Origin of the sequence: Endozoicomonas sp. Mp262, from assembly GCF_025643335.1 — a bacterium.
Lineage (GTDB): Bacteria > Pseudomonadota > Gammaproteobacteria > Pseudomonadales > Endozoicomonadaceae > Endonucleibacter.
Genome location: NZ_CP092489.1, coordinates 466,029 through 483,636 on the forward strand (window position 1 = coordinate 466,029; position 17,608 = coordinate 483,636).

The 17,608-nt window shown below is 46.4% G+C and carries 16 protein-coding genes; 4 read left to right on the forward strand and 12 right to left on the reverse strand.

Going from position 1 to position 17,608, the window contains the following annotated elements; translation table 11 throughout:
• Nucleotides 1-3 precede the first annotated feature (3 nt).
• The gene (locus MJ595_RS01975) at nt 4-1,356 is read right to left on the reverse strand and encodes an IS1380 family transposase (RefSeq protein ID WP_263080847.1); all 1,353 of its coding nucleotides are present in this window, start codon (nt 1,354-1,356) and stop codon (nt 4-6) included.
• A 171-nt stretch (nt 1,357-1,527) separates the two neighbouring features.
• Between MJ595_RS01975 and MJ595_RS01980 the strand changes: the two genes are divergently transcribed.
• Nucleotides 1,528-2,004: a hypothetical protein gene (locus tag MJ595_RS01980; protein WP_263080849.1), complete on the forward strand. Its 477-nt coding sequence runs from the start codon at nt 1,528-1,530 to the stop codon at nt 2,002-2,004.
• 68 nt (nt 2,005-2,072) lie between these two features.
• On the opposite strand, the gene fliP is transcribed toward MJ595_RS01980, so the two are convergent.
• The 8 genes from fliP to MJ595_RS02020 all read right to left on the reverse strand — a co-directional run bounded on the left by fliP (nt 2,073) and on the right by MJ595_RS02020 (nt 9,855).
• The gene (gene fliP / locus MJ595_RS01985; RefSeq protein WP_263080850.1) at nt 2,073-2,801 is read right to left on the reverse strand and encodes a flagellar type III secretion system pore protein FliP; all 729 of its coding nucleotides are present in this window, start codon (nt 2,799-2,801) and stop codon (nt 2,073-2,075) included.
• A gap of 39 nt (nt 2,802-2,840) precedes the next feature.
• A complete protein-coding gene (gene fliN / locus MJ595_RS01990) occupies nt 2,841-3,206 on the reverse strand; it encodes a flagellar motor switch protein FliN (RefSeq protein WP_263080851.1) in 366 nt (121 codons plus the stop codon).
• On the reverse strand, nt 3,203-4,186 hold the full coding sequence (locus MJ595_RS01995; protein WP_263080852.1) for a flagellar motor switch protein FliM: 984 nt from the start codon (nt 4,184-4,186) through the stop codon (nt 3,203-3,205). The genes fliN and MJ595_RS01995 overlap by 4 nt, the downstream gene beginning before the upstream one ends.
• Before the next feature lie 247 nt (nt 4,187-4,433).
• Complete coding sequence (gene flhA / locus MJ595_RS02000; protein ID WP_263080853.1) at nt 4,434-6,548, reverse strand: flagellar biosynthesis protein FlhA; 2,115 nt, start codon at nt 6,546-6,548, stop codon at nt 4,434-4,436.
• 158 nt (nt 6,549-6,706) lie between these two features.
• Nucleotides 6,707-7,522, reverse strand: coding sequence for a hypothetical protein (locus tag MJ595_RS02005; RefSeq protein ID WP_263080854.1), 816 nt, complete (start codon nt 7,520-7,522; stop codon nt 6,707-6,709).
• A gap of 154 nt (nt 7,523-7,676) precedes the next feature.
• Complete coding sequence (gene flhB, locus MJ595_RS02010; protein WP_263080855.1) at nt 7,677-8,810, reverse strand: flagellar biosynthesis protein FlhB; 1,134 nt, start codon at nt 8,808-8,810, stop codon at nt 7,677-7,679.
• Nucleotides 8,810-9,586: a flagellar biosynthetic protein FliR gene (gene fliR / locus MJ595_RS02015; RefSeq protein ID WP_263080856.1), complete on the reverse strand. Its 777-nt coding sequence runs from the start codon at nt 9,584-9,586 to the stop codon at nt 8,810-8,812. The genes flhB and fliR overlap by 1 nt, the downstream gene beginning before the upstream one ends.
• Nucleotides 9,586-9,855, reverse strand: coding sequence for a flagellar biosynthetic protein FliQ (locus MJ595_RS02020; RefSeq protein WP_263080857.1), 270 nt, complete (start codon nt 9,853-9,855; stop codon nt 9,586-9,588). Before MJ595_RS02020 ends, fliR begins: the two co-directional genes overlap by 1 nt.
• 316 nt (nt 9,856-10,171) lie before the next feature.
• On the opposite strand from MJ595_RS02020, the gene MJ595_RS02025 reads away from it, so the two are divergent.
• Together MJ595_RS02025 and fliD are read left to right on the forward strand one after the other, a co-directional pair.
• On the forward strand, nt 10,172-11,344 hold the full coding sequence (locus MJ595_RS02025) for a flagellin (RefSeq protein ID WP_263080858.1): 1,173 nt from the start codon (nt 10,172-10,174) through the stop codon (nt 11,342-11,344).
• 105 nt (nt 11,345-11,449) lie between these two features.
• Nucleotides 11,450-12,805: a flagellar filament capping protein FliD gene (gene fliD, locus MJ595_RS02030; RefSeq protein ID WP_263080859.1), complete on the forward strand. Its 1,356-nt coding sequence runs from the start codon at nt 11,450-11,452 to the stop codon at nt 12,803-12,805.
• Here fliD and MJ595_RS02035 read toward each other — a convergent pair.
• Entirely contained in the window at nt 12,802-14,592 is a 1,791-nt protein-coding gene (locus MJ595_RS02035; RefSeq protein ID WP_263080860.1) for an N-6 DNA methylase, read from the reverse strand. The genes fliD and MJ595_RS02035 overlap by 4 nt on opposite strands.
• Nucleotides 14,593-14,931: 339 nt before the next feature.
• Between MJ595_RS02035 and MJ595_RS02040 the strand changes: the two genes are divergently transcribed.
• Nucleotides 14,932-15,627 (forward strand): outer membrane beta-barrel protein, encoded by a 696-nt coding sequence (locus MJ595_RS02040; protein ID WP_263080861.1) that lies wholly within the window; start codon nt 14,932-14,934, stop codon nt 15,625-15,627.
• 236 nt (nt 15,628-15,863) lie between these two features.
• On the opposite strand, the gene MJ595_RS02045 is transcribed toward MJ595_RS02040, so the two are convergent.
• Together MJ595_RS02045 and MJ595_RS02050 are read right to left on the reverse strand one after the other, a co-directional pair.
• Complete coding sequence (locus MJ595_RS02045; protein ID WP_263078002.1) at nt 15,864-17,231, reverse strand: transposase; 1,368 nt, start codon at nt 17,229-17,231, stop codon at nt 15,864-15,866.
• Between the two features lie 179 nt (nt 17,232-17,410).
• Nucleotides 17,411-17,587: a hypothetical protein gene (locus MJ595_RS02050; protein WP_263080863.1), complete on the reverse strand. Its 177-nt coding sequence runs from the start codon at nt 17,585-17,587 to the stop codon at nt 17,411-17,413.
• Nucleotides 17,588-17,608: the final 21 nt, after the last annotated feature.

Genomic DNA, 17,608 nt, shown 5'->3' on the forward strand with positions numbered 1-17,608 from the left:
GCTTTAATCAAGTCTGCGGGAATTGCTGGCATGCTGGCTTATTAATTGATGGAAAGACCTGAAACCAGGACAGTAACGACCAAAGCGTAGCCGGTATTGATGTCCTTTTTTCAGAAGACGGGCAGCCAGGTAGATGAGTTCCTGTATCACGGTTTTTAACCGGCGTCGTTTGGCTTTATGACGTACCGGCGCATCTGGCCCGAGCAAGCAACTCTGCCCCATGTAGCGCAGAATGTTATAGACCAGTGCACCCAAACACATCACCAGGTCGTTGGTGTCAAACTTGCCTGAAGGCAGGCGCTCTAAATCCATATCAGTCTTCAACTCACTGTGAAACTGCTCGCTGGTCGCATGATCCTCATAAAGATTAATGATCTGATCATCGCTGTAGTCAGCTTCGCTGAGTGTTGTCCACCATCCTTCCAGCTCATAATCGGGTGTCAGAAATCTCTGCCCTACAGTATCAGTGGTACGCTTGATAATGCGAATAATCAGACGCTGGTTACCATAGTTGGTTTCATAGACGGTTGAGAGTGTCGCATAACTCTTTCCTGGACGCGACTCCTCCCATTTGACTTGCTTTTCTTCAAAAATGGGGAGCCAGTGTTCCTTGGTGTGATACTTTCTTGGGTTGAGCTTGATAATGTGATTCACACCTTTGAACCCGGCGATTTCCCGGCGCGATTCCTCAGCATCGTGGCCACTATCAAGGCGAACCAGAATAGGCGCTCGGGTCAAACGTCGGCTGCGGTGCAGCACTGCTTGTAAAAAGCCAATAAAATCATTCTGGGAGTGCTGAGAGCCTGGGCGTAATTCACATCCCAGGCACCAGCCTTCGCAGCCAAAGTAAGCGGCAATAGGGGCATAACCAAAGAATTTTTTATACGTGTACTCGACCCCCTCCTTTTTGGTATTGCTGTTATCCATAGGGAATACGTCGATATCCAGTGGTATGTGCTGCTTCTTATCGAGTTTTTTCGGAAGGGGTGTGACGGGCACCTGAAGATTAACCAGGACATCGGTAAGGCTGTCCTCGATGAAAGGAATCAGTTGGGCGGCATCTTCATTGAAACGCTGTCTTAAGCGGCTGGCTGAAGGCATTTGTTTAATGCCCATTGCCAACCGGAACCAGTCGTTATCCCGGTTATTATCAACATTATCAAAATCACTTTTACCCTGAGCCAGTTGGCCGCAGTAAGCTCTGATCAGGTCGATATGAGTGATACGGTGCCTTTTTTTTATTTTGCGCAGGGATTTGCTTAACGCTGTCTTTTTGTTGAGTGCATGACCAACGAAATAAAGCCCTGCGACCGGTGTATAAAATTCCGTCTGTGATTGTTCAATTTTCAGTTTCACAAAAATGCACCCAGGTGGTGAAAATTAGAGTGGGTGCATTTTAACTTGGAACTTACGTTTTGTGGTTGATCCAGAGGAGTTGGGCTACAGTGAACTCACGGATTCAGGCTAAAGTTAATCTGTCCAGAATACCTAACGGCTATAGGACATATGGGGCCTTGGTATATGCTAATGGAGCTTGATAACGAGGTTCTCGTAGACGATTCAGAGGTTCCAGATTGTGAATGGGATGAAGATGATATTATTCATAAGGATAGGATGGCAGACCGTTTTGAAAAGGAAATTAAGCCACGATTAAAACTACTCCATTCATTTCATAAAGAAATGACATCTTACACATTTTTGCCCTCTCGCGAAGAAACAATTAGGTTGTTTGGCGAGGCACTTCAAATAGCTTTTACTAATGCTATTTTAAACGACAACTTGGGAGTAGTTAGAGGTTTATTATCAGCTAAGGATCAAGACGAAGTAGAAAAATCCTTAAATTTACTTGGTTTCGAAGGTATAAAGGAAGACAGCTATCTAAATCTCAATTTTAAAGAAGTATTAGCATGCTGGTTTACAGACAAACCGAAGGCTTGTAGAGCGCTACTCTCTTTATTATATTCTTCCTCAATACCCAACGTTGAAAGCATAACAGCACAATAAATTCCCCTATCCTCATCATATATACGGAAGTTGATTGATGGAAGCAGTATAAACTCTTTCGGGAACAATCAACCAAAGCTTGAGGCAAGGGTACTCATGGTCAGGGCCCAGCCATCAACCAGAACAAATAGCATCAGCTTGAAGGGAAGCGAGATCATTTGGGGGGAGAGCATAATCATACCCATTGCCATCAGAACACTGGCAATAACCAGGTCTATAACCAGAAACGGGATATAAATAATAAAACCGATTTGAAAGGCCGTCTTTAATTCACTGGTAATAAAAGCAGGAATTAAAACCGAAAAAGGCACTTGTTCCACAGGAACACTCTCCTGCTCAGCAATTCGCATAAACATGGCCAGATCCGTTTCCCTTGTCTGGTTGAGCATAAAGTTTTTAATGGGTTCGGAACCCACTTTCAAGGCATCCATTAAAGGCAACTGCTCATTCAGATAGGGCGTCACTGCCTGCTGGTATATCTGACCAAATAATGGTGACATGATCATCAGGGTGACCGCCAGGGTAATACCAATCAAGACCTGGTTCGGCGGTGTCTGCTGAAGCCCCATGGCTTGTCTTAAAATGGCCAGAACAATGATTATCCGGGTAAAACTGGTCAACATCAGTAACGCTGCCGGGATAAAGCTCATGGCCGTCATCAGCAGCATTATCTGCAGGCTGGCGCTATACTGCTGTCCATCTCCAGAGTCTTTGACGGTAAAAAGGGGAATGCTGTCAGGTGCTGCCAATGCCAGCGAAGGAATGACTCCCAGAATCAGCACGATTAACCAGCGCACTCTGTTCCTCCTTTACAGACCACAATCTTTACCGGACTATCAGGACACATTTTTAATCCACTCGGATTTGTGGACAACATCCAGCAACCGGATACCGTAGCGATCATCAACCACAACCACCTCGGCATAGGCAATCAGGGTGCCATTAACTTTGACATCCAATGGGTCAGACGCGTCTTTTTCCAGTTCAACAATGGAGCCTTTATTCAGCCTCAATAGCTCCCCAATACTGATTTTTGTACTGCCAAGCTCCAGAGATAAAGTCACCGGAATGTCCAGGATCAACCCCAGGTCAGGACTCTGGTCATCACCTCCAGCACCTTCTCCTGTTGCCGGAGTTTCATTACTATCCGCAGCTTCTGTAGCTACATCTTCGTTATTGGTATTTTGTTCTTCTTCGCTCATTCTGAACCCTCACCATCCCTAGCCATATTATTCTGATTCATATTGCAATAAACCTTCAGCGCCAATACCCCTCCTTTTTCACAGACACTTACTTGAAGGCATGGAATGCCTCCCACACTGACATCGATGGATTCAGGCATATCCGCCAGAATAATATCTCCGGTTTCCAGCTTCAGCACCTGCTCAAGGGACATTTGTAAATGGCAAAGCCTGGCATTAAGCTCCACCTTTGCGCCCTTTACATTACCCCAAAGTGTATTTCGCCAGGCGGAATCCTGGTTACTGGACTGAAAGGCATGGAGTTGCTCTCTCACCGGCACCAGCGCCTTATAGGGCAGTACAATATGAAACTCCCCTTCCCGATCCAGCATTTTGATGCGCATACGCGCCACCAGAATTAACTCCGAGCTGGATATAAAAACCCTGGATACAGGGTTCGAGTGATAATCCGGCAGGCTACCTTCAAAAGGTATAATCATTTCCCAGGTGGAGCACATATGCTCCAGGGCCATTTTCAGGCAGCGGCGAACCATTCTCATTTCTGCCGGGGTCATATCACGACCCTCTTCTATATCAACCTGGCCACTGCCGCCAAAAAAAAGATCCACCATGGATACAATCAGTGGAATATCCATGGCAAAGAAGCCGGAAAAATTCAGGGTGCTTTCATTAAAAAGGTGTTCCAGAAGCTTATTCTCTCTGGGTTCAGCCTCATAATCACCGTATTTAAGGGAGCTGACCTTATCAAAATGAATTTCGACATCATGGTGTAAGAAGTTGTAGATACTGGCCTGAAAGCCACTGCTGAACCGGTGAAAAATCAGCTCCAGGATAGGCACCAGGTCATGGATTTTTTCACCGGGATTGGTGATATCCAGTGTTTTTACCTTGGCATCAGCGGCCTCACTCACTGCTTTTTGAGTGTTCTTCCTTGCCGCCTCCATCAGGCTGATGGCGTCGTCCATCACTGATTCTTTCACACAGCCTCCTGCTTGTGTGGAGCGAACAAAATAAGGGCTGATTTTTGACTATACGGCTTGCTGCCACCTATTTTCAATAGTTTCACCGCCTTATTTCCATTTAGCCAGCCTCTCTCGTTCCCGGCGTCCCCCGCCGGGAATGCATACGAGCACCTCAAACTAGTCCCAGACTCACGGCCTGGGGAGGTATGCATTCCCAGGCAGGAGCCTGGGAACGAGTCCACGATCGGCTAAGTCCGACAGGCTGCTAGCCTACCTTCCCAACAATAGTGACATCTTTATTTTCAGGCACCTCATTAAACGACAGTACATGAAGCCCCTGGGTACATAGCCGGGCGTATCGGGATAACATGGGCCTCAACTGCTGGGCCACCAGCATAATGGCTGCCTTTCCCTCAGCCTGTAACTGTTGATTAACCTCGGGCAAGTGCCGCTGTAACTGTTCTGCCACCCCGGGTTCCAAAGGCAAGCTATCCGGTGAAAACTGGCCGCCTTGCTGGGCCTGCTGCCAGGCCTGCATCATCAGCTGTTCCAGTTTTTCATCCAGGGTGACTACCGACATTTCCTGCTCATTGCCAATAAGATCGCCAACAATCGCCCGTTTTAACGCCACCCGCACCTCCCCTGCCAGCAACTGGGGATGGCTGTGCCGTTCAGTGGCCTCAAGCAGGGTACTGGCAATGGTTTTAAAATCCTTAATGGATATATTTTCAAGCAGAAGTTCCCTGAGAACCCGCATCACCTGACTGATCGACAGTTTCTTGGGCACCAGCTCTTCCGCCAGCCTTGATGACTGCTGGGCCAGCTTGTCGATCAGTTGCTGGACCTCATCATGACCCAAAAGCTCATGGGCACTTTCCGAAATCACCTTACCAAGATGGGTCGCCACCACAGTGGCGGGGTCAACCACGGTATACCCCAGAGAAATGGCATTATCCTCCAGGTCTTCTTTAATCCAGATGGCATCTAACCCATAGGCAGGATCTGTGGTGGGCAACCCTTCAAGCTCACCAAAGACTTCACCGGGGTTAATGGCCAGCATATGATCCGGCTCCAGCTCCCCTTCTGCGGCTTCAACCCCCATCAGGTATATTTTGTAGCCACTGGGCTTTAACCCCAGGTTATCCCTTATATGGACACTGGGAATCAAGAACCCCAGCTTGGTGGACATACTTTTGCGAATACCCTTAATCTGGGACAGGAGCTTGCCATTCTGCTTTTCGTTCACCAGTGGAATCAGGCGGTAGCCTAATTCCAGTCCCAGGGAATCCACCCCGGGTACATCATCCCAGGTGAGGGGATCAGCTTTCTTATTATCCTTTTCCTGCTCCTCCGGAGCCTCTTCCCCTCCCTCAACAACAGCCTGCTGCCGACGCTGATAGGACCACCAGGCCAGCATTCCTACGCAACCACCAAGAGTCAGAAACGCCAGGTGGGGCATACCCGGAACAATGCCCATAATAATGATGGTGACAGCTGTCACACCCAACGCTTTCGGAGAAGAAAACATCTGGTCTGCAATCTGGTTGCCCACATCAGCGGACTCGGAAACCCGGGTTACCATCATGGCAGCGGCGGTGGAAATCAGTAATGAAGGAATCTGGGCCACCAGGCCATCCCCGATGGTGAGCAAGGCATAGATTGAAAAGGCAGAAGAAAAATCCAGGTCATGGATGATAATGCCAATACAGAGACCACCAATAATATTAATAGCCAGAATCAACAAACCGGCAATGGCATCGCCCCGCACAAACTTACCGGCACCATCCATGGAACCATAAAAGTCCGCCTCCCGCCGAACAATCTCCCGGCGTTCATGGGCTTCATTCTGGTCGATCATTCCGGCATTCAAATCGGCATCAATAGCCATCTGTTTTCCGGGCAAGGCATCCAGGGTAAAACGGGCAGATACTTCGGAAATACGACCGGCACCTTTGGTGACAACAATAAAATTAATAATCACCAAAATGGAAAAAACCACCAGGCCAACTACATAATTACCGCCAATCACCACCTCGCCAAAGGCCTGGATCACTTTACCGGCAGCATCACTGCCTTCATGCCCCTTCAGGAGAACCACCCGGGTAGACGCCACGTTCAATGCCAGGCGCATCAATGTAGTAACCAGAAGGATGGTAGGAAACACGGCAAAATCGAGAGGGCGAAGGGTATAGACCCCCACCAGTAACACCAGCAGGGACAGGGCAATATTAAAGGTAAATAGCATATCCAGCAGTAAAGGTGGGACTGGCAGGGTTACCATTCCCATAATGACCAATACAATCAGCGGTATGCCAATGTAGCCGCTCCCGGCTTTAAACAAATTGCCCAGATTCAGCGTTTCAGGAGGTTCCTTTTCCATAGAAGCGCAAGGTCAGAAATTTCAGCCCAGATGACTACAAGGTATCAGCCTTCCCGCTATTGTGCCAATTTTTATCCACAGACCAGGAGCCTGTTAGCCATAAAAATTGAGTCCCTTTCTATTGCCGGATACATTGAAAGTACCCCTGAGGATTTAATTTAAGATTCAATAGTTAAATATGGGAAGTGGTAGTCTTTCAGCTCTTGATATAATAACCACAAATTTTGAGAATATCCTTCACTGACTGTAAATGGTAGCTGACCGGAAAGGACATGGTTTAGTAACACCATTAAAGGGTTAATATGAATCTTATTAAAACCCCACATTGATTTCAGGTCTGCAATATCATCAAAATCCGGAATAACAGTACTTTTCAAAACTTGCTCAAAATGATGAGATAAAGATAGTGACATTAGTGTGCCATCTACAACTTCAGAGGTTGCAATATCACATATAAAATTTAAAACATCTCTTGGTATTTTTGAATTATGAGGATTTTCTTCATTAGCGTGAAAGCTTCTTAACATAAACCTGACTGCCTTACTTTGAGGTTTTTGTTCTAAATATTTAGGAAATTCATCATATTCTCTAATAAGCTTTTCCTTTTCTCTTTCTTGCTCTATATCATCTGGTAGGCCTTTAACTTTTATATCCTTTGCTTTAAATTCACTATCAATCCAGGCTTGATGTCTGGCATGATTTATTAAATCTCTAACCAAGTGACACATTATATCACGATCAATACCTTCTACTTTAGAACCCATACCTTTAGCTTTGCTTATTACTTCTGACCATAGCAGCTTAAAATAATCCTTATTCTCATCTAGCCTTTGCCATGCCCTATATCCTTCTAATGCTTTTAGTTCATCACAAACATCTTTGATCTTTAACTCTGCATATGACTTTAAGCTAAAGACACATAAAATAACAAATGAGGGAAATAAGCCAACTTTACGCTTTTGAAAAGAAACCATTTTTATCTCATATAACTACAAAGTCAATCAAGAAAGGATGGTATAGAAGGTGACTTATTTCAAATACAAATGTCGTACTATTTTTTTTCAAAAAGATCAATCACCAAAAAAAACGACAAAAGTTTAATATTTTACAGATATACCAGCTAGAAAATTACCGCTGGAATTTTTCAGGAATTTCAGGCGTGGCAGGCTTTTCAGGATAATGACTTCTACCTGCCTTGAATTCATTAAGTTGATGCACATAAGCCAGCACCTGGGCTACGGCCACATAAAGTTCGGTAGCCACCTCCTGATTAATTTTGGTGGAATAATACACTGCCCGGGTCAGGGCCGGTGATTGAAGAATGGGCAGGTTATGAGCCCGGGCTATTTCACAAATCTTCAGCGCGGTCTGTTCTGTCCCCTTGGCCACCACAAAGGGTGCCTTGGCCCGATCAAGGTCATATTTAAGGGCCACAGCAAAATGAGTGGGGTTAGTGATAATAACATCTGAATCCGGGACACCATCCATCATCCGCTGATTGGCCAGTTCTTTCTGAAGCTCCCGCAACCGTGATTTAACCTCCGGGTTCCCCTCGGTCTCTTTCATCTCATCCTTAACTTCCTGGCGAGTCATCTTAAGTTTTTGCCGATGGTCCCAGCTCTGGAAAGGCACATCGATTAAGCTCACCACAACCAAGGCACCGCCCAGGCTAAGTACGGCAATACTCAGTATGGTCAGGCTGTCTGAAACCGCTGACTTCAAAGGCAGGCGACTAAGGGATAACACCTCCTTATAGAAGTAACTAATGGCCAGAATCATGATGCCTGCTATCAGAACAACCTTGAGAACGGATTTCAGCAATTCAATCAGGGTTTTGGCTGAAAACATCCGTTTCAGCCCTTTAATCAAGCTGACCCTTTCCGCTTTGGGAAGTAACGGTTCCCCCGTAATAACCCACCCCCCCAGGGCCAGTGAGGAAAGAATAATAGCCAGCAGGATAAAACTGAAAAAAGGGATCAGTGCCAGGAACCCTTCAGATACGCTATTGGCGAGATAGCCCGCCATTATGGATTCATCCAGCAGCATCTCCCTTGGCGCAGAAAAAGCTGCACGGGCAACCTGGCTGAACCTGTTGGCCATATAAGAACCTGTCAGGATCAGTGCCAACCCGCCACCCAGCAACATAACCACCGTGACCAGCTCCCTCGATCTTGGCAACTGGCCCTTACGACGGGCATCTCGCAGGCGCTTCTCTGTGGGTTCTTCTGTTTTTTCCTGACCTTGCTGATTATTTTCTGCCATCAGCGCCTCCAGAACATGTTTAGTAGCTGCAAGACTTCATCGGTCAGTTCAATAAACAAACTTGAGGCCCCTATAAAACTCAGCATCAGTCCTAACAAGCCACAAAGCATGGCCATGGGAAAACCCAGTGAAAACAGATTCAGCTGGGGTGCTGCACGATTCATCACACCAAAGGTCAGGTTAACCACCAGCATCGCTGTTACTGCCGGTAAAGAAACCAGTAGCGCCCCGGAAAAAACCCAACTGCCCAGCTTGCCCAGCTCCACCAGCATATCATCCAGCTTTGTTACCCCGCCCACCGGCATAAAATCAAAGCTTGCCAGCAGGAGATCAATAACCACCAAATGACCGTTAATAGCAAGGAACAGGAGAAAGGAGGCCAGCTGATAAAACTGACCAATGATAGGAATACTGATGCCATTCACAGGGTCCACCATTTCTGCCATGGCCAAGCCCATCTGGGTTGAAACCACCTGGCCAGCGCTGGTGAAAATAGCCATAAATATATGGAGTAAAAGGGCACCACTAAAGCCTACAGCCAGCTCATGAAGGGTAATCATCAATGCCTGGGCGGAAAAGGGCTCCACCGCAGGCACATCCGGCACCAGGGGAGCCATAAGAAAAGCGATAGCCAGTGCCAGAACTAAACGAACCCTTGGCGAGACGGCCGCTGCGCCAATTAGAGGCATAAACATGAACAGGGAGCTGATACGGAAAAAAGGCCACAGAAATTGCCCGATCCAGGCCGTGATTTCTGCGGTTGTCACCGTGATCATTAATAGATCAGCTCCGGGATGGCTCCATAAAGACGGGTGAACAGTTCCATCAGCTCCCGGATAAACCAATGACCATTAAGGCCGATAACCAGAAGAGTCACCAACAAACGAGGGAGAAAACTCAGGGTCTGTTCATTAATTTGTGTGGCTGCCTGGAAAACACTCACCACCAAGCCCACCAGCATTCCCGGCAAAATAATGACGGACACCAGCTGGATGATAACCAGCAGCGCCTGTCGAAGCAGATCCACAACGATTTCAGGTGCCATGGGCGATCCTTTGCCCTATTGATACTGAAGATAAATGCGGGAGAAAGATGTCAAAACAGCCCAGCCCATCCATGAACTCTTGCTGATTTAACCTGCCCCCGCGATTAATAGTTATTATTACTGATTGAATATTGGCACTATAACAGATAGTTCGAATAAAGAAATATTTTACTTATCTCAAATTGATCTTTAAGGGATTTAAGGGAAGGCACCGTTTTTCCGAGTAATTGGTTACGGAATCTATGGCCGTGAAGCGGCGTAGAGCCCTGAAGCCGAAGTAAAGGGCCAATAAAACGATTAATCGGAGAATAAGGAAATGGCACTCACAGTAAATACTAACGTTGCCTCTATTAATGCCCAGAGGAATATGATGACAACCCAGTCAGGCCTGCAAACGGCCATGACCCGTTTGTCTTCAGGCTTGCGTATCAACAGCGCCAAGGATGATGCCGCTGGTTTACAGATATCCAACCGTCTGAACTCCCAGATTAAAGGGCTTGGGGTTGCGATCCGAAATGCTAACGACGGTGTGTCTCTGGCCCAAACAGCAGAAGGTGCGATGCAGGAAGTCACCAATATTCTGCAGCGTATTCGTGAGCTGGCACTACAGTCTGCTAACGGTTCTAACGACGCTGCGGACCGTACCGCACTACAGGCAGAAGTCACAGAGATGCGGGATGAAGTCACTCGTATCGCCAACACCACAACCTACGGTACCAAGAACCTGCTGGATGGCTCTAACACCAGTCTGTCATTCCAGGTAGGTGCCTATGCCAACCAGACAGTAAGCATGAACCTGTCTGACCTGCGAGCCACTTCTCTGGGCACCACCACAGGTAAGTCCATGGACTTGAGTGCTGCCGGATATAACAACACGGTCGTCGGCGCTGCCGCGGAAACACTGACCTTTGCGATAACCAACGATACAGGCACACACACAGTTGACGTGGCTGTAGCCCTGGGTGATGGCTTCGATACCGTTACCGATAACGTAAACGCAGCCCTGAACCAGTACGGCGTTTATGCAGAGATCAGCGGTGGTGATATTAAAATGGTGGCTGAAAACGAAGTGACTCAGGTGGATGCCAACAGTAGTATTGCTGGTGACGCCGGTATTTTTAACTCAGCCGCCACCACTATTACCCTGGGAGCTGCCGACTCTGACAACATTGGTGGTGCGCTCAGTACCATTACCGTCAGCACCCAGTCTGGTGCACAGGACTCCATAGCCATCATTGACCAGGCCATAGCATCCATTGACTCCCAGCGTTCCACCCTCGGTGCGATCCAGAACCGTCTGACCTCAACCATCAATAACCTCTCGAACGTACGTGAGAGTGTATCTGCTTCCCGAAGCCGTATCATTGATGCCGACTTCGCAGCAGAAACAGCCAGCCTCACCAAGTTCCAGATCCTGCAGCAATCCGGTGTTGCTATCCTGAGTCAGGCTAACACTAGCCCTCAGATCGCACTGTCCCTGCTGTCATAATGGCAGAAGCCATTTAAAGGAAAAAAGGTGGAGCTCTGCTCCTCCTTTTTTCCTTTACCAGCCGATAAATGAATTCTATAAAGCATTTATTTTCTGGAGAGGATTATGTTTTCAATAAGTGGTGTCAATAGCGGTCTTGATGTCAATGCCTTGGTGGATGCCATTGTTGCAGCAGAACGGGCACCGGTAGAAAACAGGCTCCAGCGTGCGGAACAGGACTATACCGTCGAACTTTCAGCATTGGGACAGCTTCAGGGCGCCATCAATGGGTTTTCCACGGCTGTGGATAACCTCAACCAAAGCGACACCTTTGACACTCGAAAGACCAGTGTTACCGATAGCAGTGTTTTTACGGCTACCGCCACCAGCAGCGCCGCTTTTGGCAGCTATAGAATACGGGTGGATCAGCTGGCCAGTAACCATTCCATTGCTACGGCCGCTTTTTCTGATACCGACACATTCGGTACAGGAAATCTGGTACTCGACCTTGGCAGCGATAGCATGACCCTTGCCCTGGACAGCAATAATAATACGCTTTCCGGCATTCGGGATGCCATTAATGCCGCTTCCGATAATCCCGGCATCAATGCAACCCTCTTAAACGACGGCGGCAATACCCGCCTGCTATTAACCAGTGAAAAAACCGGTTTAGCCAATACCATTACCCTGGATACCGCTGGACTTACCCTGGGAGGCGGAGACAGTGATATCGGGACTGGCACCGTTGAGCTGAACGCTGCACAGGATGCCACAGTGGTGGTGGGTGAAGGGGCTGGCCAGCTAACCATCACTCATTCAGATAACAGTATTGAAGACCTGATAGAAGGGGTGACAATCAATCTGCAATCGGTGAATGCCAACTTCCAGACCATTACCATCGCAGAAGATATCAATGCCACCAAAACCAAAATCGAAAGCTTTGTCTCTGCCTATAATTCACTGATCAGCGATATCAATGCCCTCACTCTTTATCAGGAAGGGGTAGACCCGGGAGCCCTGATCGGTGATGCCACGGTTCGATCCATACAAAGCCAGCTCCGAAATGCCATAGGCAGTACCTATTCAGCGGGAAATATCAGCATACTATCTGACTTCGGCATCACTACCAGTGAAACCGACGGAACCTTGTCCATTGACTCAGCCACCCTGAACACCACCATTACCGATAATTACGACAATCTATCGACATTTTTTACCGGCAGTAACGCCATGGCCGGAACAATGGCCGGTATCCTTGATACTTATGATTCCTCCACAGGCGTCATCAAAACCCGAATGTCCTCCCTTGAAACCAGAATCCGCGACCTGGAAGACGATAAGGCGGATCTGGATATCAGGATTGCAAACCAGCGTTATTACTGGGAACAACAATTCCTCGCCATGGAAACACTGGTGGGACAATACAACTCAGCAGGCCAATATCTCAGCAGCATTCTGACTAACAATAATAGAAATAACTAAAGAGACCAGACTTCCGAGTTAATCCCCTTGGCCTTATCCCTCAAAAAACGAATCTCTGCGTAAGCTTTTTTAATATCCTGATGGGTTCTTTGAACCTGCCGTTGCTGCTCTTCCGTCATCACCGGAACCGGTAAACGCTGAATATCCGTGGTTTGTAACAAGGGTACCTTTCCCGTGCACTCTATTCGATCAAGCAACGCCTGGCCTACCGGCGAGCATAAATAACGAAACAGGACAACAGGGTCCTTCACCGGCCCTCCGTCTTTCAGGCGAATAATAATAAAAGCCTGACTGGCAACCCAGTTACTGCCACAGATTGACGAGACCAGCCCGACTTTTCCCACCTGTCCCTTCACTACCAGAAGAATATCTCCTGGCTTTAAACGTTGTTGTCTCGCTCTTTCACACCCTCTGTTCACCGTTATCATTTTTCCCGGACTTTCCACCTCCCCCGCTTCATTGAAATCCACAGGCATCGCTTCCAGCAACAACACACCTTGCTGGCCTTCTGGCGTAATTGACTTGAGAGCCTGGGCCCGGGTTAAATGGGCAATATCAGACAATGGCATTGAAGGCGTATCATCAATAACTCGCTGTAATTTCACCTGTTGATTGGACAGGACATAACGGGATACCTGCAAATTATATTGATTCGCCTCTATATCCGAACAGGGTATCTGACGGGCAAATTTAATGCTTTGTGCCTCACCGGCCTGTTCAATGAGTGTCTCAATATTTCTTAGCTGAAAGGCCTTACCCCTCTGTGAGTTTCTTCCCAGCTGGCGTTTAATAAAATACTCATTGGTGCCATCAATAAAGTTAATACTGCCGTATTCTCTGCTTTTATCAATAACCAGCAAAGCCATTGGTGGAATAGAAGACTGGCTAAACAACGCTGGCAACGCAATAACCGCCTTAATACATTTTTTTTCCAACAGACTTTTTTTACCTAACCGTTCATTCCCTGTTGTTCGTTGCAAAAATGACTGCGGTATAGCAATAACCGCTTTTTGACACTGGGCAATGATGTGATTGATGTGCAGTAAATCACCATAATGGCTGGCTACTGAAAAGCGGCCGTACAGATCATTCAACTCGTCTTTTTGATAACGGGCATCCAGTGGCGGGAAAGCCAGACCCACATTAAAAGACTTCAAATGTCCGGGTTCCGTCCATGAAGGATTTGTTATGGGATTTCCCTGCACGGTTTTTAAAGCACCACTTCTCAGAATATTACAGATAATGGGTAAAATTGAGACCAATTCCAACTCAATATAAATGCTGGGGCTTTTTTCGGCGGCAGCCAGCGCCAGGGAAAATGAACTATTAAAAGGACAATAAACACTATCCTCCCTCTTAGAGCCAGCCAACCCAATCATTAATTCAATCAGGTCATCAGGAACACTGACCGGGTGATATTTAGTCCCAACCAGAAGATCCATAAAGACCTGGGGCAGATCCTGATAGTTTAATAGTTGCTGCTGATGGGCTGTGACCAATGTGGTAACCAGTCTAGCCAGCTCATCTTCAGGAATGACCTTAAGTTCCGCTGCGTCCAAAGCAAAGGCAGGAGCATATGACTGGCCACAATGGGCGGAGATGCCTTGAAAGAAAGCGTTTATTTCATCAACACTCTTTGGCACATCAAAATCAAGCTCCTCTTTTTTCATTTGGTTATACAAAAACAACCCGGCAATCAGTTGCCCGGATAAAACCACATACCGATGGAACCAGGGCTTACCCTGCTTGCCGGAAGTGATCAGATTATTGATTATTTCTCGACCCATAAGCCCGCTCCGATGCGTATTAATCCCTTCCCTGAAAAAACTGATCAGTCATTCCAGGCTATTTTGACAGCTGATTAAACTAATTAGAACAGCATCATGATTTTCTGACAATAACTAGACAAATCAGAACAGGCTAAGTAAAATCAGAGGATGATTATTTTATTTATATCCTGATTAAGGTCATCAAGGAAAAATTTATGTTATTCATCATAAATTAAAATAATCAAAAGAATTATAAACCACCAAAAAACGACAAAAAGCAGGTTTTAGATACAGGCAAATAAAAAATTACCTTAAAAAAATCATACTAACCCAAAACAAACAATAAGGACTCTTCCTGTGAAAAAACTCCCACTTGCTGCATTTATTTCAACAATTGCTGCATTTTCTTCAATGACTCATGCCCATCAAGCCGGTGATATCATTCTTCGCGCAGGCGCAGCCCATGTTGCGCCAAGCAACGTCAGTAGCAGTACCATCACAAAAGATTCTTCCTCGCTGGGGGCTAAAGTTGACTCTATAAACAGTAATACGCAGTTAGGCCTCACGGGAACCTATATGCTAACGGACAACATTGGCATAGAGTTACTGGCTGCCACGCCTTTTAAACATACAATAAAGGGCAAGGGAGGAACCCTTGACTCTCTTGGTATTAGTGAGCTCGGCACAACAAAACACCTTCCCCCCACTCTCTCTGTCCAGTATTTCCCCTTGGATAATGACTCCAAATTTCAGCCTTATGTGGGTGTAGGGCTAAACTACACCAACTTTTTTAGTGAGGAGGCAGATGACAGCTTGACCACCACCCTAGGCCAAGAGTTTGATCTCGAGCTTAAAAATTCATGGGGAGTAGCTGCTCAGGCAGGTCTCGATTACGAAATCACAGATAACATCATGGTGAATGCCGCCATCTGGTATATCGATATTAAAACCGAGGCCACCTTTACCGGCAAAAACGATGGCAGCAAAATCGAGGCTGATAATGTATCCATCGACCCACTGGTTTATATGCTGGGGATTGGGTATAAATTCTAGCCCAACTCTTTCATAAACTGTTCTCAATCTTGTGTACAGCCACATGGATGTGGTTGAGGGCTGAAGCTCACAGTCATGTCAAAGTCAGCTATTCCCGCATGATGAACGTCGATGATCGTTGGTATTGACAATAAGGCAGCAAAAATAATGAAGCCGATCAAAACTGAGCCGCCAATTAACAAAGCGGAGCTTTAAAGAAAAAATGTCACCCCTGAACGTAGCTACGATATGGCCGGTTATGATGTATCGAATGGAATCACCCTTTTCTCTTCAATACCATGAGTTACTGTGTAAAAAAGCCCCTCCCACGTTTTTATCAGCCAATGCAAAAAATAGCCCTGTATCCATTTCCATAATGCTATACGGACTCCTTTTGAGCGGGTTCTTAAAGCTTCCTGAAACTGGGGACAGCACAGTTCCTGTATTTGATCTACGAGAAAAGCAAGCATCGTCAGATAGGCCAGATTTGTGGCTAAGTGCTTCTCACCGTGACCGTAGTTATGTTCGAGATCGTAGCCTTGATTTTTCAGGGTGTTAAACGTCTGGTTCTCAATATGCCATCGGCAGCGCCCTCCTTTCATGACGGGTTCTATGGTTTCTTCGTTAAGCGGAATATCAGTCACCCAGCACCAGATATGCTGTTTACCTTTTTTATCGGTTTCGACAAAATCAAGCACATTAACCTGTTCTGCATATTTTGCCTTGTTCAGCCTGACGTCATTGGCATAGCGAAACCACCACTTAATTCCAGTCTCTTCATTAACTTTTTCAGCACGGTGAACTTTTCCTTCTTTATCCAGCTCATCCATCGCTTCAACCAGCGAGGCATGGTTGCCATCTTTCGCGACAATGATGTAATGCCAGCCATAACTCTTAATCAGTTGGACAGTGGGGTTGTCAGCATAAAGACTGTCCAGAAGAATAACGAACTTTAGACGTGGGTGATGCTCTCGTATGGTGGCAAACAACCGTTTAATGGCATTTTTTTCACAGTCATTTTTGGTCGAACCGTCCTGGCAAACTATGGCTTCCGGTGCCAATGGCAAGACTGTTTTTTGATCCGGGTGAGCAATGCATGCTGCCATTAACTGGTGGTAGTGAGCTTCGTTGGCCTTTCCCTTATTTTTAGTACAGCACTCCTGACAAGGTTTTTTATTATTGCAGGAGTAAAATAGCCCAGTTCCATCGATCGGGAGCAAGTAGTGATTTTTCAAGTTCCCGCAGTGAAATTCGAATGCCTTCAGTAATCCGCCCCTTTGGACGTTAGACAGCAATGTCTTAAAAGGCTTTTTGAACTCTACGGGATCTATTGGATCCAGGATTTCCCGCATACTGGTATCACAGGGAGCACGTTTTTTTATCTGATACAGGTGCTCAAGGTTATGCCTTACTTCTTGCTCTGTTTTATCACGCTCAAACGAGAGGAGCGATGGGTACTTGAGATGCATCATGGCAAAAGCGGACATGGAGGCATCATGTATTGTTATTTTTCTGGAATCCTTGTTTGGTCGGACATCTGGAATTTGCTCATAACTTTCAGAAATCGTAGTAATTAAACTGTTTGCACAAAGATGCTTACGACTTTTTTGGAATGGATAAGCCATGAGAGACAGCCATTGATAAAGTATCCCTATCAAAAGTAGACGTTATTTTGTGCGAAATCACTCCATTTGGAATTTACTGTAAGCCTTGCTGTTGCAGTGATTTAATTGATGTCACGGGAATAGCTGTGTCAAAGTCAGGCTATTGTGCGTTAACGTCCTGAAAAGCATAGATCAGCAATTTATGCCGAACAGTTCTTGCTTTTATTTTTCCACTGATCAAAAAATAGAACCACTGCTACCAGCAATGCTCCGATACCAAGCAGTACGGCATGGGTATACCGATTATTCAATTCATTCAGGGCAATCATGGTTTCAGGAGCGAAGACTCTGCCCAGCCCCGAAAGCAAAAACAGCAAACCTACAAACTTCCCCCAGTA

Coding starts and splice junctions, on each gene's coding strand:
- flhA (WP_263080853.1), bottom strand. CDS start 6,548: ATGGAAAAGGAACCTCCTGAAACGCTGAATCTGGGCAATTTGTTTAAA.
- flhB (WP_263080855.1), bottom strand. CDS start 8,810: ATGGCAGAAAATAATCAGCAAGGTCAGGAAAAAACAGAAGAACCCACA.
- MJ595_RS02025 (WP_263080858.1), top strand. CDS start 10,172: ATGGCACTCACAGTAAATACTAACGTTGCCTCTATTAATGCCCAGAGG.
- MJ595_RS02005 (WP_263080854.1), bottom strand. CDS start 7,522: ATGGTTTCTTTTCAAAAGCGTAAAGTTGGCTTATTTCCCTCATTTGTT.
- fliR (WP_263080856.1), bottom strand. CDS start 9,586: ATGATCACGGTGACAACCGCAGAAATCACGGCCTGGATCGGGCAATTT.
- MJ595_RS02035 (WP_263080860.1), bottom strand. CDS start 14,592: ATGGGTCGAGAAATAATCAATAATCTGATCACTTCCGGCAAGCAGGGT.
- fliN (WP_263080851.1), bottom strand. CDS start 3,206: ATGAGCGAAGAAGAACAAAATACCAATAACGAAGATGTAGCTACAGAA.
- MJ595_RS02020 (WP_263080857.1), bottom strand. CDS start 9,855: ATGGCACCTGAAATCGTTGTGGATCTGCTTCGACAGGCGCTGCTGGTT.
- fliD (WP_263080859.1), top strand. CDS start 11,450: ATGTTTTCAATAAGTGGTGTCAATAGCGGTCTTGATGTCAATGCCTTG.
- MJ595_RS01980 (WP_263080849.1), top strand. CDS start 1,528: ATGGAGCTTGATAACGAGGTTCTCGTAGACGATTCAGAGGTTCCAGAT.
- MJ595_RS02045 (WP_263078002.1), bottom strand. CDS start 17,231: ATGGCTTATCCATTCCAAAAAAGTCGTAAGCATCTTTGTGCAAACAGT.